Genomic DNA, 19,198 nt, shown 5'->3' with positions numbered 1-19,198 from the left:
TTGAGAACAGTAACAACTAATTCACTTTTTAAATACTTTGTGTTCCTCTAAATGCGCTTGAATTTCTCTGCGCGATCGCCACACTGGACGCAATTGCTTTTGTGCAAATAACGATAACTGATCTCCGTTATGCTGCGAATGAGGTTGCGTTGAATTACCGTAACTGTTGATTGTCATTGCCCGAATCGGATTTGAAAATTCAATCGCTGCTACATATGAATCGCCACCAATCGATGTAAAACTGCCGTCTTTTTGGGGTGCAAACCAAACTGTGCGAAACACACCTAAGGCGTCAAATCCACCATTACCAGGCAATTTCTGGTTGCCATACTGTAACTGAAAAACATCTCCCCAGCGGACATTCAATGTACCATACGCTTGTTTTACTTTACTAGCAGCCGTTTCTAACGCTTTGACGGCACTTTGAGGATTTGCTAGTCCATTCGGTGTAGTTCGTGGAGAATCAGCATGCCAAGGAGTTGCAAACACTTCAGGAAATTTGACTTCATTTGTCCATGCTGCAAATAACACCGCACCTTTACTATCAGCTTCAGTTTGACGATCCCAAGATTCCAGAACATCCGCTGCCTGACGCACTAATTCATTACCATATTCCCGTGCTGCCGAAATTAAATCAGCGATTAGGCGATCGCTCAATTCCATGCGTGTTGAGTGCTTATATTGCATCATCTTTTCAAACGAGATTTGCCGATCTTCATCTAGCATACGTGCGGATCGCTGTGCTCGAAAGTGCATGAATTGCGGTGCCATGTATGCGGGAAATTTTGTCGGATCTAGCACCTGGGGAAATGTCGTTGTCCACGGTGGATCGTTAGCATTCTGTAACCATCCACTTGCCGGATCGACTACCCGTGGTAAATCTTGGTAAGCATGATATTTTGTCCACAATGTTTTTGAAGTCTCACCAGGAATGATACCCGACCAATATTGATAGTCTCCTGCTTGTCGAATAGGAACTTGCCCGTTAAACAAATGCATAATGTGACCTTCACGGTCAGCATACATTACAGTAAACATGGGTAGTTGCAAGCGTTGCAACGCGGCTTCAAACTGAGTCAAGTTTTTAGCCCGCGCCATATCCCACCATTGTTCTAATACACCAGGTTGATCGAGTCCGACAACTCGCAATGCTAACACTTTGCCATCTTGTTGTGATATGACAGATCCATGAACTGAACGTCGTACTAGTAGAGATTGCGATCGCGCACTTCCATCTTGCTGCTTCACCCGTAGCGTTAGGTTTTCCGTCTCAAACGCCCGTACCTTGCCATCAAAAAGATACCCATCATCTTGAAGTTGCAATTCATAGGCATCCCAGCCATCGTGAGTATTGACAGTATATGTCCACCCCAAATTATTATTGAATGCGATCGCTAGCCCAGGAAACCCGACAAGCGTTGCCCCATAAACATCAACGCCAGGAGCTTGCAACTGTGCTTCATACCACAAAAATCGATCCGACCACAACAAATGCGGATTTGCGAGTAACATAGCATGACCATTCGCCGAGTGAGAAGGTGCGATTGCCCAAGCATTAGATCCCGCTGAGTATTTTTCCTCCACTCCTGCAACTTGCGCCGGATTCACAACAAACGTAAAGTACAGCACCCGCTGCAAATGCGCTAATACATCTTCCGGATTAACTGGTAACACGACTTCAACTTCATCATCAATCAAGTTGCCATGTTCCTGCGCATACGCATTAATTCCCGCCGCAAACGCCTCAAGATAACTTTGAAAAGCCGGACTTTGTAACTGATACCAACGACGCGCCCTGTTGGGCACACCCATCGTCAACACCCAGCGATCCGAATCTAAATAATTCTCCCCCCAATACTCCGCCGCACGTCCCCGCGCTTGTCCATAAAGCCGTAGCAGTAAATCCCCATGACTCTGCATCTGCGCCCACCCAAAAGCTTGAAACGCACCACGCGCATCCTTAGCAAACACATGAGGAACACCATACGTATCCCAAAGAATCTCCGTCACTGTCGGCAAAATCGCCCTACCATACCCCCCAACCAGCAACACAACAATCAGCCCTAAAACCACCAATCCAAATCGCCAAAACCTCCCTTGCATCTTTTCTCTGCGCCCTCTGTGCACGCCACTTTCACGGGAGTTGCTACAACGGGGGAGACCCCCGCAACGCACTCCCTCCTCAACGGAGGAAACCTCCGCACGGAAGTGGCTCCTCTGTTGTGGTTCGTCTAAGCGATCGCACTTCTTACCTTCCGACTCAAAGGAATACACATCGGTGTTCCCGCAACCGGATCAGCAATAATCCGAGAATCCAACCCAAACACCTCACGCACCACCTCTTCTGTCATCACCTCTTGAGGAGTTCCATGCGCATAAATCCCTCCCTGTTTCAGCGCCACCAAATAATCTGCATAGCGACAAGCTTGATTCAGATCGTGCAACACCATTACCAAAGTTCTACCTTGCAGGTGATTCAACTCCTGCAATAAATCCAACACTTCAATTTGATGTGCCAAGTCCAAAAAAGTTGTCGGTTCATCTAATAGTAAAATATCCGTATCCTGTGCCAGTGCCATTGCAATCCAAGCACGTTGTCGTTGTCCACCAGATAGTGTATCAAGTTCGCGTTCAGCAAACTCTGTCATTGCTGTCGTTGCTAATGCTAACTCTACCAACCGCTCATCTTCTAGCGACCACTGCTGCAACCAGCTTTGATATGGATATCGTCCGCAAGCAACTAAATCCTTTACTGTTAAACCTTCTGGGGCAACTGGTGATTGTGAGAGTATGCCTAATTGCTTTGCAACTTGTTTAGTCGATAACTTAAAGACATCTTTTGCATCAAGGAACACAGCCCCCGATCGCGGTTTGAGTAATCTTGCCAACCCTCGCAATAGAGTTGATTTACCACAGCCATTAGCACCCACTAAGGCGGTTATTTTCCCTTTCGGAATTGCCAAATCTAAGTTTTTGATGATTGCTGCTTTATCGTAAGCAAGCGTGAGACGCTGAGTTGATAGTCGATTTGGCGAGGAAGCTTTCAAAGTCATCTTTTGCAATTGAACACCAATAAAGCGTTGTCGGAGTACAAGTCACCAATCTTGCGGTTAATTCTTCACAATGTCACTACACATTCAACTTCCAAGAAATCCTTAGAAATCAATGCAAAAACGACACAGAGTTTATGTTTGATTCTCCGTGTCGCTATTGTGTGCGAGGAGTAACACTAAAGATTACTTTATACTTATTGCGAGTGATTATCAAGTTTTTGAGGAGCGATCGCGTTTTACGATTAGCAACTCTCTTAAATTCTCAAATCTTCAGTATGATAAGTAACACCTTCAGGCAAAATATCAAGAATGCTGTGAGCTAAAGAGCGTTAGTTCTATGTCCTTTGCAAAAAAATCTCTCCAGCCCCTGTGGTTTTGGCTAGGAATGTTAGCAGTATTTCTGGTCTCTCTGGGTCTGCGGTTTTGGCAACTGAGTCGGTTTAATACCTTAGTATTTGATGAAGTTTACTACGCTATTTTTGCCAATAACTACCTAACTCGTACTCAATTTTTTGACGGACACCCACCTTTAAGCAAATATATTATTGCTGTAGGAATGTGGATTGGCAGTCATCTTCCCGTTGGACAGGATACTGTAAATAGCCTCACGGGTTCTTTACGCTCTACGTGGAGTTATCGCTGGTTAAATGCGCTCACTGGGACTTTTATTCCCTTAGTCATTGCTGGAATTGCTTACCAAATCAGTTACAACCGTACCTATGCATTGATAGCAGCATTATTTGCGGCGGCTGATGGCTTGTTTTTAGTCGAGTCGCGCTATGCACTCAACAACGTTTATTTAGTAATTTTTGGCCTATTAGGACACTTATGCTTTTTACTGGCATTAGAGCATAAGAAACGACGCCATGTATGGCTAGCACTCGCTGGAATTGCTTTTGGGGCAACTGTATCAGTAAAGTGGAATGGCTTATGGTTTTTATTGGGAGCTTATACTGTATGGATAGCTGGGTGGCTGAGTTGGCTATTTCCCAAACGCTACAGTAATTATCAAAGTCACTTTATTCGAGTTTCTTCGTCTTTAGTCAATCTTAGGCAAATTAAGCTTTGGCACGTTGTCTTTTATTTAGGCATTGTTCCAGTTGCTTTTTACAGCATTCAGTGGATTCCGCACCTACAATTGAATCCATCTCCTAACTTCTGGGAAGTACAGCAGAAAATTCTGTCTTACCATCAGAACATTGGTAGCGGTAGTGATGTCCATCCTTACTGTTCTTCTTGGCTCAGTTGGCTGTTCATGGTAAGACCTGTAGCCTATTTCTACTACATAGCTCAGTCTATAACAGCACCAATATCAATTGTGGGACCACCACTTCCCGCTAGCTATGCTCGCGTGATTTATGATGTTCATGCCATCGGAAATCCTATCTTATGGTGGCTGTCAACAGTAGGAATTGTCACTCTGCTGTGGAGACTCATAAGACGCTTTGTTATCAAGCTGGTAACTCGTACCAAGCGCTTGCCTGAACGCACATCACCTACAGATACTTGGATTGCCTTGTACTTAGTTATAAACTGGTTAGCCAATCTATTACCCTGGGTAAGAGTAACGCGCTGTACATTTATTTATCACTACATGGGCGCTTCAGTGTTTGCAGGACTTGCGATCGCCTGGCTAGTCGCTCGCTGGATACAAAGTTACTCTTTATTATTGCGGGCAGTTGCCGTGACAATTATTTTCCTCATCTTGGCAGCCTTTGTCTTTTGGATGCCAATTTATCTTGGTTTACCATTAACTCCAGAAAGTTATCGATTACGGATGTTATCCCCTACGTGGATTTAACTGCGCATAAACACCGCCCGATACACAGGTTGTTCTCGCGATCGCGTTGATTTTTCCCTTTCAGTCTGAATTGGTAAAGGATTTTCGGCTAACCACTGCGTTCCTTGGCGATGAAAAACAGGATGTGCCGTAAAGCGATCGCACATTTCTCTGGCAACTGCTTCAATATCCGATTGCAGAAAAACAATACCACCAGATGCTAGATGTGTCGCCAATTCTGCTACTAATTCTGGTTGCACGACTCGCCGTTTGGCATGGCGATGTTTAAACCAAGGATCGGGAAATTGAATTGTAACTCGCTGTAACGTGTTGGCAGGCAAATTACTCAAAAGCGGTGCTAGAGAATTATTTGCATTACAAAACAAGTAATGTAAATTTGGTAGTGCTAGTTGATCGCGCCAAGAATTAGCTTCTTGAACAAGCGGTTCGCGAATTTCTAATCCTAAGAAATTCCAGTTAGGCTGCTGTGGTGCCATCTCAAGTAAAAATTTCCCTTTACCGCAGCCAATATCTAGGTGTAGGGGCTGAGTAAAATTACGATAGATTTTCTCCCAATCTAAAGGATGAACCGGTGTTTGATACTTCTGCGATAATGGATTGACGTGTTGACGTACTCGGAGTGTCAATGTTTGCCCTCCTGAAAACTGAATTTTAGATCGATGAAAGCCTCTCTCAGTCAGTTTATCGAATGATTTGCTTTGTCGTGATTTACGAATAACGGATAACTTTGCTATGCGGGGCTAAAAACCGTTTTACAATTAGCTAATTGAAGATCGCTAATAGCTAAGTACTCTCTAGTCATGACTTTAAATTTTCGCTTTGCCGTAGTTAGCGACTTACACATTGCCCTGCCTCACACCGTCTGGCATCATCCTAGTCGATTTCACATGGTGGAAGTGAGTATTCCCGCGTTGGAAATTGTCTTTGAGCATTTAGAACAACAGCAACTTGATTTTTTATTACTTCCTGGCGATCTTACTCAAGACGGAGAACCAGACAATCATACTTGGTTACAACAACGTTTAGCGCAGTTACCTTTTCCGGTATATGTGATTCCTGGCAATCATGATTTTGAGACGAAAATTCCAGGTAAACAATCAATCGCCGCAATTGACTTTCCTCAATATTATCGCAAGTTCGGTTATGAGACTGCACAAGAGCTTTACTATACTCAGCAAGTGCTACCTGGGTTAAGACTTATCAGCTTGAATTCCAATTATTTCAATGCACAAGGAAAACTTGTCGGGCGATTGGATAATAATCAACTCAAGTGGTTGCATCAGGTTCTTGAGCAAGCCGCAGAAGATGTTGTGTTTGTTATGGTGCATCATAATGCGATCGAACACATACCGCATCAATCACAACATCAACTCGGTCAGCGGTATATGATAGAAAATGCGCCAGAGTTATTACAACTCCTCCAAAATTTTGGCGTACAGTTAGTCTTTACAGGACATTTACACGTTCAAGATGTCGCGCAGTGGCAAAATATTTATGAAATTACGACAGGTTCGCTTGTCAGTTATCCTCATCCTTACCGCATCATTCAGTTTCACCAAGATGACTCAGGACAAAATTGGTTAAAAATTGAGACGCATTGCGTAGAAGCAGTTCCTGATGTTCCACAACTGCAACAAATGTCACGTCAGTGGCTTGGCGATCGCAGTTTTCCTTTCATGCTTCACCTGTTGACTCAACCGCCTTTGAACTTACCGCAAATTGAAGCAGCAAAACTTGCTCCTCATTTGCGCTATTTCTGGGCAGATATTGCGGCTGGAGACGCTTTATTTGAATTTCCTGACTTTCCGGTGTCTGCACAACGCTATTTTGCTAAATTTGGTGCGATCGCACCAAATGGCAAACCATTACTAATTGATAACAACACAACTCTAAAACTGTGAAGCTACAGAAAAATAGTTGCTAGTGGCTAGTTACTAGTCACTACTTTAATTATTAGTGATTAATCAAACTTGCCATCACGGTTGGCGACAGATCGCAAACACTGATGTGTAGCCATGTAGAAAAGTACTACCACCCACAGGACCAATTTCTCCATTACAGAAAAAACCCCCCATTGATACATTTGGTATGTAGCTGCTAAATAGCTGAGAATCAAAGTTAGGTTTCCCGTAGAGCATTTCTCCTCGTCCCAAACAAGAAAACATTAACGCCCCAGCAGGTGATAAATCAGGATGAGTTTGGATGTATCGTTGTAGCAACCATTCCAAATCATCAGCAGAAGTTTCGGCATCGCGCAAGTGGAACTGAATTCGTTGTCCTGGGCGAATTAAATCAGCGACAGCGATCGCCCCAACTTTCGGATCGACTCCTAATAAATTCCGGATTAAAAAGTCTCCTTGCTCTAAATTCTGCTTAAATTCGTCGCGCACAACACCGATAAACAAAGAATGTTCAGCTAATTGCCGATCAGAATCATTTAAACTCGAAATGAGATCGCGCAAAACTTCTAAGGGGGGTTGTTCTTCTAAAGCAAGTAAAATGTTGCGTTCGGAGGCGCTAACACGGTAAGGTTCGCCAATTGGTCGGCATCCTTGTGCCACAATTGTATCTAGGACAATATTGCCACTTAATGCAACACCTACTGTTCCTGAACGATGTAAAGTGTCATTGCACAACAAGCCAATTCGACCAGGCATTTGACTACCACTTGCTAATCCGCCTACTGTAATCGAACCAGGGTAAGCATAATCGATACCTTGCAGTAAATCACTAACTCCTGAAGAAAAAGGATCAGCTAGCAAAATAAACTGGGGTTGCTCAGCAGGCGAGACACCTAAAAGATCAACCCAGGCTGTGGGAGGACTATCAAGATCGGGAAATTGCTCAGCTACAACGTGAAAAGGTTTGATTGCGACGCCTGGTAAGTGTGCCAAAGTCAGGCTTAGTGCTGGTACACCCTCAAATTCCTGCACAGATCTTTGCTGGTTCATCCCAATAATACCACCGCCACCACAACCAATCAGAACTTTAACGTCGGGTAGCTTTTCTTGTAATAAAGGAAGCAGGCGGGAATACTCACTAGTAAAGGCAGCAGAAATAAAAATTAATCCAAGATCTGCTGGTAACTGTAACAGTGTAGAAGCTTTTTCTACAACTTCTGCAACAGCTGCTTCTAATGAAGCACGAGTTGATACGGCGTTTGCCCACTGCATGAAGTCTGCCATATGTTATACCATCACTCCTCTTCTAGGCTGAGGTCTTTTCTATTTTCGGTGTTAATAGGGACTAAAAGCATCTAACTGAAGTTAATTTAGCTAACTCCTAGGCTTCCAGCACCAGACAACCCTTCACCTCTATACAAAATAGTCTGTTACGATTTGTAAGATTCGTTGGGCTGCATGACCGTCACCGAAAGGGTTGATTGCGGTTGCCATAGCTTGATAAGCTTCTGCGTTACTTAATAGTACGCTGGCTGCAGTAAAAATTTGTTCTGGGTCAGTTCCGACTAGTTTAGCAGTACCAGAAGCGATCGCTTCTGGTCTTTCGGTTGTTTCGCGCAATACTAATACTGGTTTTCCTAAAGAAGGTGCCTCTTCTTGCAATCCACCTGAATCAGTGAGTAGTAAGTGCGATCGCCCAATTGCACCAACCAATTCCGCATAATCCAATGGTTCTGTTAAAAATATGCGAGAGTGGTGACTTAACGCCGCTTGCAACGGTTCTCTCACAATTGGATTGCGATGCAGGGGTAAAAGCAAAGCTGTATCTGGAAACTGATCTAAGATTTGTAAAAATCCTTCAGCAATCTGGAGGAGGGGTTCTCCCCAATTTTCGCGTCGATGCACTGTTGCCAACAAAACACGGTATTTTTTCCACTCTAAACCAGGGACATCACACGCAGGTTGACGCTGAGCAACTGATAGCAAAGCATCGATCACAGTATTACCTGTTTGATGAATTTTCCCTAATACCCCTGAACGTTGCAAATTTTGCACAGCAAGCTTTGTAGGGGCAAAATGCAATTGTGTCAGCTGTGATATTAAACGACGATTGGCTTCTTCTGGATAAGGGTTCAAAACATCATCTGTCCGCAATCCTGCTTCTACATGACCTACAGGAATTTTTTGATAAAACGCTGCTAATGCAGCAGCAAAAGCAGTTGTCGTATCTCCTTGAACTAAAACTAACTGAGGTTGGAGTTGCTTAAACAAGCTTTCTAATCCCTGTAAGCTGCGACATGTAATATCCGTGAGAGTTTGCTTTGGCTGCATAATTTCTAAATTTTGGTTCGCTTCCAAGTCAAATAACTGCATGACTTGTGCCACCATCTCAATATGTTGACCTGTTAAAATTACCTGCGTGTCAAAGAGGGGCGATCGCCTAAAGACTTGAATCACCGGAGCCATTTTAATTGCTTCCGGCCGCGTACCTAAAATAATGCAGACTTGCTTTGCCATGTGCTCAGGACTTATGACTGGAGTTAGAGAAAAACTTTCTCCTGATATATGTTCTCCTATCTTCTGTATCCTGACACGATTTTGGATAAGGTTGGGTAATATGGCAGGGTTCAGAGGGCAGTGTTAGAAGGTTAGAAGTTAGCACTTAGCAATGACTCTGAGTTCCTGTAATAGTTAATCAGAAAGCTATTACAATTCTTGGCATGAAAAAACCCGGCTTTTACCGGGCAGATCCACTGTCATTGCGGATAGATACTATAAAACTACTTTGCAAATATCCGCTATCCCAGCGCTCCTTATTGCTTCAGTTCACAAGTTAATGGACAAGCCGCGTAAACTGAAGTGTGTAGGGTGTCTGCCTCGCCGTGTAGCCAGTTTAGCCAGCTAACTTCTTTTGGATGAATGCCTTTGAGTGTTAGTATGCCAGCACCAAACACTACTGCTAATACATTGATGGTAATGATGCTACCAACGACTAATAAAACTGCACTAACTGGTATCACTGATTGCAGCACAATTGATAGTAGCGAACCAAATGTTGCCATCAAAACAACAAGGGGAAACCCTACGACTAATAAGCAAACTGCCAGTGTAAAAGTCCAGATTAAAAAACTTTTGAGCATAAAGAAATAATAAGTCTTTTTTAGACTGGAGCTTTGAGCTAGAGCCATGATTTCTCCTCCACAGAGAATAAAAAAGTGAATTAAGTAAAATTCTTGTTAACTAGTTTTAGCTAGCTTATCTATTGAAATTTAGTATATAGAAACCAATGGTTAAAATGATCTTTTAGTTATTAAACTTTACAGTGGAGCAATTGTATTTATGAATACTCAATTAAAGTTGTTGCGTTTTAGCTGTTTATCATTGGTGATTACATTGGCATCTATCAATAGGTATAAAAGCCACAAGACTTGCTCTTTCGCGATCCCAACCTATATTACTTAATATATTTCTGCAAAAGTTGCGCTATTCACACAATAATTTATTGAGGGCTACAATCAAGGCTTAACATTTCTTATAAATAAATGCATTTTTTCTCATAATTCTTTTAGTTCAGATTTGAGTAAATTAGTTCTGAAAAACAGTGCTCTGCTGAGGGTATTGATGCCTCCGCTGTAATAGAGATTCATCAATTCTTTATTTATAAGAATGTCATTGCGATCGCAACTCGATAAAAAATTAACAAGTTGCGTTAGAACAAATGTATAAGAGTACAAATACTTACTAATAGAAAGCTAAAAATTATTACGCTTTCATTTTTTTGAGAGTCTGTAACAAATTCATTACAAAGCGTGTTAGGTGTCCTGGTGTTTTATCAAGAAAAGCAACAATGCAGTAGTGATTTAGAAATATTACACACCATAGTTCAAGTACACCTGATACAAAGTGTGGCACTGAGGGAAAACTATAGATGGATGTCATCGCAGCCATTTGGTAGAGCAACAAGCTTGCAATGCCTCATCTAATACTTAACCAGGTAGCCAAAAGTTAACAGTTAATACATGACAGAATCACAGCGTCCACCAATTCCTGCTCCAGCGATTCCCCGCGTGCCACCGATGCCACTGCCAAAGTCTAAGGTAGCCAATCCAGTCACAGACATAACCGAGCTACAACCACAGACTGTTTTACAACTGAATACTCATGTGACTCATCATTCTAAGCCAAGTACTGCAGCAACGAATACAGCCCCAACGTTAGAGCAACTAGTACGAGAAGCTCATGACAAAGGTATTTCAGACTTACACTTAGGAGTCGGAGAAGTTCCTCGTTTGCGCGAACGTGGAGAAATTATTTTGACAGATCATCCAAAAACAGATGAAGCTACGTTTGCTAGCTGGCTGCAAGAAATTCTTACCGAACAACAAATTGCACAATTTCACGAATATCTAGAATACGACGGTGCTACACAGTACGAAGGAGTAGCACGAGTGCGAATTAACGTATTTATCTCGCTCAACGGTCCAGCAATGGTGCTACGATTAATTCCCTTAAAAATTCTGACGTTAGAGCAACTGAGTTTACCACCCATTTTTCGAGATTTGTGTCACTATCACAAGGGATTAATTTTAGTCACAGGACCAACGGGTTCGGGTAAGTCTACTACGCTCGCAGCAATGGTTGATTATATCAATCAAGAATTGCCCAAGCATATTATCTCAATTGAAGATCCTGTGGAGTTTGTGCATCAAAGTAGAAAATCGCTAATCAAGCAACGGGAAGTAGGCATTCACACGTTGAAATTTGACAATGCCTTGAAAGCATCATTGCGGGAAGATCCAGATATAATTCTCATTGGGGAGATGCGCGATCGCGAAACTGTTAATACTGCTTTAAAAGCTGCCCAAACTGGACACCTTGTCTTTGGAACTTTGCACACAAATAGTGCAGTAAAAACAATTGAAAGAATTCTTAATCTTTACAATCCTGACGAGCAAGCTCCGATGCGAATTCAGGTTGCAGAATCTTTAGTTGCAGTTATTGCCCAAAGCCTTGTGAGGACAACTGACAACAAACGAGCGGCGATTCACGAAATTCTGATTAATACAGATGCTATTAAAGATTATATTATGCGCAACGAGGTTGAAGAAATCGAGGCAATCATTCCACGCTGTAACTTTGAGGGCATGTGTACCATGAATCAATCAATTTATAAACTATACGAAGAAGGAAGATTAACAGAAGAAACTGCTTTAGAGGCGTCACCTAAGCCGAACGAAATGGCGATGATTTTACGCGGTAGAGTTTAAATAGAAGAATGAGGAGTAAGTGAATAGTGTTTAGTGGCTAGTGATTAGTTTTGAATTTTGAGTTTTGAATTTTGAATTGAAGTAAGTTTTATAACTCATAACTCAACACTCTTTACGAGTAACTCTTTCAAGCTCCTCTGCTCTAAAAAATCCTAATTTCTTACTCAAACAATTGAATCAAGCTCAGTCACAAGATATAGATACGTTTAAAGGTATTGCGCTGTTTACCCCAGGGGGCGATTTAATTTACTGCATTGACCCCAAAAAACAAGGACGCTGGCATTCACATCTGTGTGCAGGTTTACAAGAAATACTCAACCTTCCTGAACCACCTCATTTCTTAGTGCCTTGCTATACTGCAACAATTGATCGTTGGTTAGATCCACAGACACAACAGGTACAGACTTACGCAGAAGCACATCCTCCTGTGCTACGGTACCAACCTCTGTTAAATGCTGTTTTTCGCACTCATGTAGTTTGGCAAGCTGCTCCTGTCACAGAAGGTTTGTGCGATCCAATATTACTAGCTACGTATCGCACCTCATTTCCGCAACTGTGGGAAGAACACGAGCTTGTTGTGCACTTTGAGCGCTCGCTTGCCAGTTCTCGTTTTATTGAGCCAGTGTCATCTCAGCCATCAATAAAGCATAGTCCGCAACCACTAGAGTGTACCCTGTACTTATTTGTTGCAGGACAGAATCCAGCAACAGAGAGAATCTTACAAAGTTTACGCCAAGTTCTTGAGCAATTTAACTATCCATACATACTAAAAGTCATTGATGTGCTTAAGTATCCAGAGCAAGCCGAAATTTATCAAGTGACAGCGACACCAACACTTGTAAAAGTCTCTCCAAAGCCAACACGACGCTTAGTTGGCAATCTAGACAATACTGAAAAACTGTTACAGTTGTTAACTTTTCCTGAGGTTTGAAGTAAAGAAAGTGGCTAGTAATTAGTGGGTTGCACACAAGTTCCGTTACTAATTACTGAGCATTTTCCGATGCGTATTACTAGTCACTAGCCACTAGTCACTTTGTCGTCGCCACTCTCTTAAGCGTTGCTCGTTGCAGGATCAGCCTCTAAAGGCTCAGGCGTAGAGGTTTGTAAAGATGCTTCATCGAGTTTTGTCCATTCAGTATGGAAGGCACCTTCTTTATCAACTCGGGCGTAAGTATGTGCCCCAAAGTAGTCACGCTGGGCTTGAGTGAGATTTTGTGGCAAGCGATCGCGGCGGTAGCTGTCGAAATAATCCAGTGAAGCACTAAATGCGGGTACTGGAACGCCGAGTTTAGCAGCAGATGCAACTACTTCCCGCCAAGCGTTTTGCCGATCTAAAATTGTTTGCTTGAATTCTGGTGCCAGCAGTAAGTTCAGCAAATTAGGATCTTCTTGGTAAGCGTGTTGAATCTTACCTAAGAAACCTGCTCGAATAATACAGCCACCTTTCCAAATCCGAGCCATTTCGCTCAAGTTCAAATTATAAGAATACACTTTCGAGGCAGCAGCTAACTGTGCCATACCCTGAGCATATGAACAGATTTTTGAGCAGTACAACGCATCGCGAATCATATTGATAAAAGCTTCGGCATCGCCTTCATACTTACCTGTAGGACCTGTAAGCGCTTGCGAAGCAGCAACACGCTCCTCTTTAAATGAAGACATAACACGTGCATTGACTGCTGCAGTGATTGTTGGAATAGCAATACCTAGTTCCAAGGCACTCTGTACTGTCCAACGTCCAGTTCCCTTTTGACCTGCAGCGTCAAGAATCATATCAACCAACGGCTGCTTTGTGTCTGGATCGATGTACCTGAAAATATCTGCTGTAATTTCAATGAGAAACGAATTGAGTTCTTCAGTAGTGTTCCATTCAGCAAAAATCTCGTGCAAGCGATTGTGATCGAGATGCAATGTATTTCTGAGTAAATCGTAGGCTTCTGCAATCAGCTGCATATCACCGTACTCAATGCCGTTATGTACCATCTTGACGTAGTGTCCAGCACCACCAGGACCAACATATGTGACACAAGGTCCATCTTCTACCTGAGCGGCAATTTTTGTCAAAATTGGCTCTAAGTACTCATAAGAGCTTTTTGTCCCTCCTGGCATCAAACTTGGACCATTCAGCGCTCCTTCTTCGCCACCACTGACTCCCATACCAATAAATCTAAAACCAGCAGGTTCTAAAGCACGGGTGCGTCGCGCCGTGTCGTCATACAAAGAGTTTCCACCATCAATAATGATATCTCCTTCATCCAACAAGGGTTTAAGCTGGTCAATCACAGCATCAACAGGTGCTCCAGCTTTTACCATGATTAAAATTTTTCGGGGTCGCTCTAGCAAGCCAACAAATTCTTCCAGCGAGTAGGCAGCTTTAACGTTCTTACCTTGTGCTCGCGTATGCATGAAGGCATCTGTCTTTTCTGGGGTACGATTGTAGACTGCGATCGGAAAACCGTTGCGCTCGACGTTAAGGGCTAGGTTTTCACCCATAACGGCTAAACCAATTACACCAAAGCTTTGCTGTGTCATAAGTTTGCTTCGCTAACTCCGCTATTGAGATATTAATTCCCCTTCAGGGTAGCTCGAACTATCAGATTTCTTCTGTAAAAAAGAGATTAAAGGTGTTAACTAAGTTGGGTAAAAGTACATTTAAAATACAGATTCTCTGACTAAATAGATCAAAAGATAGATTTCTCTCATTAGCTTTCAGTTTAACTACGAGCTAGATGGTACATTGAGGATGCATAATCAGTGTGAAAAAAGCAAAAACATTGCTCTCCCAGCCAACTTGATTTTCCTTCCCAATTAAGTAGATTCCAAGACTAGTCCAGTCAATTAACTAAGATTTGTATCCAAGTGAACAATAAAAGCGCAAAATTAAAATATGTAGTCTGATGACACAGTAAGGAGTAACCCACAAATGCTGGCATACATCCTGGCGTTGGCGGTAGGTTTTTTTAGCCTCGCTATCTACATGACAGCTTTCTTTTTTCCTGAGGTACACCGCAAAGGTGACTTTATTTGGAGCGGGGTAGGATTATTCTACGCCTTAGTCCTATGGGTGTGTTCTGGACGCATCACAGGGGGTGTACTACTCGGTCAAGTAGCTGGCGTTGCTTTATTAGGTTGGTCAGTCACCCAAACGCTGTTGCTACGACGACAACTCACTCCACACCTTCTGCAAACCGCAGCACCCAGCGCGGAAGAAGTAAAAAACACAGTACAAGAAAAAGTTTCTAAATCCTCTTTCTTTTCTAAACTTTCGCAATTGACTAAACGCGGTAGCAATAGTGCGGCTACTGCAAAAGATCGGTTGCAACAACTCAGTAAGCAAGCGCAAAGCTCAGAAACTGCTACAAGTAGTATTCCTGCAACGAGTACAAATAACTCAATTGAGATTATTGATAACCGATCTTCCACACCAGCAACGAGTACTTCCACAGAATCAACAATAGAAACTGTATCGGAAGTCTCTCCTGACGCACCAACGGAGGAACCTCAAATAGCTGAATCCACGGCAGCATCAGTTACAGAGTCTATCCCAGACGCATCTGAAGAAGTTGAAGATACATTGATAGTTGACGCAACGGCAACAGAAACAATATCAGAATCAGATGAATTAGTCCGTCCTAACCCGCCAGAACCTGAATTGATAGACGCGGCGCTCAAAGATGCTGAAGAAAAACATCAAGAAGCTGCACCACCCGAACCTGAAGCACCAGAAAATCCCTCTCCAAGTTGACCGTGTGATTAGCTAACTGCTAATTGAAGAGTGCTAATCGCTTTTGAGGTTGAAGCAAAAGCGGATTGTCATTGATAATAGTTGCAAAACGACTTTATCATCTTTCGGCATTAAACTGTGACAGAACCAGGAAGCTACAAAGATACCGTTAATCTGCCTAAAACCAACTTTGATATGCGGGCAAACGCTACAAAGCGCGAGCCAGAGATTCAACAATTTTGGGCGGAAAACCGAATTTACGATCGCCTGTCGCAGAACAACCCAGGCGAGATATTTGTTTTGCACGACGGCCCTCCTTACGCTAACGGCGCACTGCATCTCGGTCATGCGCTTAACAAAATTCTCAAAGACATTATTAACCGATTTCAGTTGTTGCAAGGACGTAAAGTGCGTTATGTTCCTGGCTGGGATTGTCACGGTTTGCCGATTGAACTCAAAGTGTTACAAAATATGAAGGCGGCTGAACGGCAAAACCTCACGCCTTTAGAGTTGCGTCGCAAAGCAAAAGACTTTGCCTTAGCTGCTGTCGAGGAACAAAGCAAAAGTTTCCAACGCTACGGCGTTTGGGGTGACTTTGATAATCCTTATTTAACTTTAAAGCCTGAATACGAAGCAGCACAAATTGGCGTATTCGGGCAAATGGTCTTAAAAGGATACATCTATCGCGGTCTTAAGCCTGTCCATTGGAGTCCTAGCTCAAAAACAGCTTTGGCAGAAGCTGAATTAGAATATCCTGAAGGACATACTTCGCGCAGTCTTTATGCTGCCTTTCCTGTCACTCATCTTTCTGAGGCTGTCTCTGCACTAGGAGAATTTTTACCGCATCTGAGTGTAGCAATTTGGACCACCACACCCTGGACGATTCCGGCTAACTTAGCAGTGGCTGTCAATCCAGAACTGACATACGCAGTTGTAGAAGTTTCCGCCGATGAGCATCCCAAATATTTAATCGTAGCTGCTGATTTAGTAGACCGCTTGTCACAGATTCTCGCAAGCGATCTCACAATTAAAGCTAAAGTCAGTGGTAAGGATTTAGAACATACAACCTACCGCCATCCACTCTACGATCGCGAAAGTCCTATTGTCATTGGTGGTGATTATGTCACAACTGAGTCAGGGACAGGGTTAGTCCACACCGCACCTGGTCACGGACAAGATGACTATATTGTCGGTCAGCGTTACGGTCTACCAATTTTGGCACCAGTCGATGCCGATGGTAACTTTACAGAAGAAGCGGGACAATTTGCAGGGTTGAATGTTCTTAGTAATGGTAACTCTGCTGTGATTGATGCCCTATATGCGGTGGGGGCACTACTCAAAGAAGAACCTTATGTTCATAAATATCCCTACGATTGGCGGACGAAAAAACCAACAATTTTCCGTGCAACAGAACAATGGTTTGCCTCAGTAGCAGGATTTCGCGATGAAGCACTCAAAGCAATTTCTGGGGTGAAGTGGATTCCCGCAATTGGTGAAAATCGGATTACCGCAATGGTGTCCGAACGCTCAGATTGGTGTATTTCTCGACAACGTAGCTGGGGTGTACCTATCCCTGTGTTCTACGACGAAGAAACAGGCGTTGCACTACTCAATGAAGAAACGATCGCCCACGTTCAAGGAATTATCGCTGAAAAAGGTACAGATGCTTGGTGGGAATTATCAACTGAGGAGTTATTGCCAGAAAGTTACCTTCACAATGGTCGGTCTTACCGCAAAGGTACAGATACGATGGATGTTTGGTTCGATTCGGGTTCCTCATGGGCAGCAGTAGCCCAACAGCGTCCGGAATTGCGTTATCCCGCTGATATGTATTTGGAAGGCTCCGACCAACATCGAGGCTGGTTTCAGTCGAGTTTACTCACGAGTGTAGCAGTCAATGGCTATGCACCTTACAAAACAGTCTTGACTCATGGTTTTACAATTGATGAGCAAGGTCGCAAAATGAGTAAATCGCTGGGTAATGGCATCGAACCAGAGATTGTCATCAATGGCGGTAAAAATCAAAAAGAGGAACCAGCATATGGTGCTGATGTCTTACGGCTGTGGGTATCATCAGTTGATTACACCTCAGATGCCCCGCTGAGTAAAAATATTCTCAAGCAATTATCCGATGCTTATCGCAAGATTCGTAATACAGCACGGTTCTTATTAGGTAACTTACACGATTTTGACCCCCTTCAACATGCTGTACCTTACGAACAATTGCCCGAACTCGATCGGTACATGCTGCACCGAATGACGGAAGTCTTCAAAGACGTCACTGAGGCTATGACGAGTTATCAATTCTTCCGGTTTTTCCAAACAGTGCAGAATTTCTGTGTGGTGGATTTATCTAATTTCTACTTAGATATTGCCAAAGACCGATTGTACATCAGTGCGCCTAATGCCTTCCGACGACGCAGTTGTCAAACTGTGTTAAGTGTCGCACTCGAAAATTTAGCACGAGCGATCGCACCTGTACTATGTCACATGGCAGAAGATATTTGGCAACAACTGCCTTATCCCACACCGTACAAATCAGTTTTTGAAGCTGGTTGGGTGAAATTAGAAGAACAATGGCAAAATAGCGAACTTGGCAATTCTTGGCAAAAGCTACGCCAAATTCGTGGAGAAGTTAATAAGGTTCTCGAACAAGCACGAGTCGAGAAAATGATTGGTTCTTCTTTAGAAGCTAAGGTGTTGCTTTATGTGCCTGATACTGTACTCAAAGCACAATTACAAACATTACACCCTAGCACGACACCAACCCAACCTACTATAGTTGCGCCTGCGTTGGTAGAAACAGCTAAAATCTCTGCAACAGAAACCCCAAAAACCTGGCAACAGTATTTAGCAGGGATCTTGCAACCATTTACGCGATCGCCTAGCTACTTACGTGATGTATTAAAGGTATACCGCGAACTTTGGATATTTGCAGTTGTTCTTGCGGTGTTTCCTTTAGTTGTTTTACCAATTGGTTTATTAAAAGCCCTGCTTGTCGGAATCAATGAAATTCCGCTACTACCGCGCGTATTTCAACTTATTGGGATTTATGCAACGCTGCGCTACTTGTTATTCGCATTTATGCGTCTGATGTTATCGCAGAAACCAAAACCGCAAGTTACCGAAACTGAATTTATCACAGATGCACCAGTACAACCAGAAAAGCAGTTACCTCAATCTAATGGAGTTGATGAATTACGTTATTTATTCATTGCTTCACAGGTAGAACTCGTCAATTCATCAGAAGCTGTCCAACAGGCGAAGTACAACTTACAAACTGATGAACTTGGCGTTGGTGTTGTTAATGCAGATGGGAAAAAGTGCGATCGCTGCTGGAACTACTCAGTTCATGTTGGCGAATCGTCAGAACATCCGCTGATCTGCGAACGATGCGTTTCTGCATTAATCGGAGACTTTTAACGGTGGGGTGGGCATTGCCCACCTTGTTA

General features: G+C 43.1%; 13 protein-coding genes. 6 read left to right on the top strand and 7 right to left on the bottom strand.

All coding sequences use genetic code 11. The features are described 5' to 3' along the window. Positions 1-21 precede the first annotated feature (21 nt). Both IQ230_RS08130 and IQ230_RS08125 read right to left on the bottom strand, forming a co-directional pair. Positions 22-2,274: an acylase gene (locus tag IQ230_RS08130; RefSeq protein ID WP_322742332.1), complete on the bottom strand. Its 2,253-nt coding sequence runs from the start codon at positions 2,272-2,274 to the stop codon at positions 22-24. After that, complete coding sequence (locus tag IQ230_RS08125) at positions 2,232-3,053, bottom strand: ABC transporter ATP-binding protein (protein WP_193931523.1); 822 nt, start codon at positions 3,051-3,053, stop codon at positions 2,232-2,234. The genes IQ230_RS08130 and IQ230_RS08125 overlap by 43 nt, the downstream gene beginning before the upstream one ends. Before the next feature lie 337 nt (positions 3,054-3,390). Here IQ230_RS08125 and IQ230_RS08120 point away from each other — a divergent pair, with 337 nt between their 5' ends. Further along, the gene (locus tag IQ230_RS08120; RefSeq protein WP_193931522.1) at positions 3,391-4,854 is read left to right on the top strand and encodes a dolichyl-phosphate-mannose--protein mannosyltransferase; all 1,464 of its coding nucleotides are present in this window, start codon (positions 3,391-3,393) and stop codon (positions 4,852-4,854) included. On the opposite strand, the gene trmB is transcribed toward IQ230_RS08120, so the two are convergent. Further along, complete coding sequence (gene trmB / locus IQ230_RS08115; protein WP_193931521.1) at positions 4,851-5,480, bottom strand: tRNA (guanosine(46)-N7)-methyltransferase TrmB; 630 nt, start codon at positions 5,478-5,480, stop codon at positions 4,851-4,853. The genes IQ230_RS08120 and trmB overlap by 4 nt on opposite strands. A 174-nt stretch (positions 5,481-5,654) precedes the next feature. On the opposite strand from trmB, the gene IQ230_RS08110 reads away from it, so the two are divergent. After that, a complete protein-coding gene (locus IQ230_RS08110) occupies positions 5,655-6,755 on the top strand; it encodes a metallophosphoesterase family protein (protein WP_193931520.1) in 1,101 nt (366 codons plus the stop codon). Between the two features lie 75 nt (positions 6,756-6,830). Here the strand turns inward: IQ230_RS08110 and IQ230_RS08105 are convergent, their stop codons facing one another. The 3 genes from IQ230_RS08105 to IQ230_RS08095 all read right to left on the bottom strand — a co-directional run bounded on the left by IQ230_RS08105 (position 6,831) and on the right by IQ230_RS08095 (position 9,943). Next, positions 6,831-8,039, bottom strand: a complete 1,209-nt coding sequence (locus IQ230_RS08105; protein ID WP_193931519.1) for an FIST signal transduction protein — start codon at positions 8,037-8,039, stop codon at positions 6,831-6,833. Between the two features lie 129 nt (positions 8,040-8,168). Continuing rightward, the gene (gene wecB, locus IQ230_RS08100) at positions 8,169-9,272 is read right to left on the bottom strand and encodes a non-hydrolyzing UDP-N-acetylglucosamine 2-epimerase (RefSeq protein WP_193931518.1); all 1,104 of its coding nucleotides are present in this window, start codon (positions 9,270-9,272) and stop codon (positions 8,169-8,171) included. Between the two features lie 296 nt (positions 9,273-9,568). Further along, positions 9,569-9,943, bottom strand: a complete 375-nt coding sequence (locus IQ230_RS08095) for a hypothetical protein (protein ID WP_193931517.1) — start codon at positions 9,941-9,943, stop codon at positions 9,569-9,571. 831 nt (positions 9,944-10,774) lie between these two features. Between IQ230_RS08095 and IQ230_RS08090 the strand changes: the two genes are divergently transcribed. After that, positions 10,775-12,022, top strand: coding sequence for a type IV pilus twitching motility protein PilT (locus IQ230_RS08090; protein WP_193931516.1), 1,248 nt, complete (start codon positions 10,775-10,777; stop codon positions 12,020-12,022). 172 nt (positions 12,023-12,194) lie between these two features. Then, a complete protein-coding gene (locus tag IQ230_RS08085; protein WP_193931515.1) occupies positions 12,195-12,953 on the top strand; it encodes a circadian clock KaiB family protein in 759 nt (252 codons plus the stop codon). A 119-nt stretch (positions 12,954-13,072) separates the two neighbouring features. On the opposite strand, the gene gndA is transcribed toward IQ230_RS08085, so the two are convergent. Beyond that, complete coding sequence (gndA, locus tag IQ230_RS08080) at positions 13,073-14,554, bottom strand: NADP-dependent phosphogluconate dehydrogenase (RefSeq protein WP_193931514.1); 1,482 nt, start codon at positions 14,552-14,554, stop codon at positions 13,073-13,075. 391 nt (positions 14,555-14,945) lie between these two features. On the opposite strand from gndA, the gene IQ230_RS08075 reads away from it, so the two are divergent. After that, positions 14,946-15,767 carry a Ycf66 family protein gene (locus IQ230_RS08075; RefSeq protein ID WP_193931513.1) on the top strand — a complete coding sequence of 274 codons (822 nt, stop codon included), beginning with the start codon at positions 14,946-14,948 and terminating at the stop codon, positions 15,765-15,767. Positions 15,768-15,941: 174 nt separating this feature from the next. Next, a complete protein-coding gene (gene ileS, locus IQ230_RS08070) occupies positions 15,942-19,169 on the top strand; it encodes an isoleucine--tRNA ligase (RefSeq protein WP_228054688.1) in 3,228 nt (1,075 codons plus the stop codon). Positions 19,170-19,198: the final 29 nt, after the last annotated feature.

This window comes from Gloeocapsopsis crepidinum LEGE 06123 (assembly GCF_015207655.1).
In the GTDB taxonomy this organism is placed as follows: domain Bacteria; phylum Cyanobacteriota; class Cyanobacteriia; order Cyanobacteriales; family Chroococcidiopsidaceae; genus Gloeocapsopsis; species Gloeocapsopsis crepidinum.
This window is presented reverse-complemented; position numbering and strand designations above follow the sequence as displayed.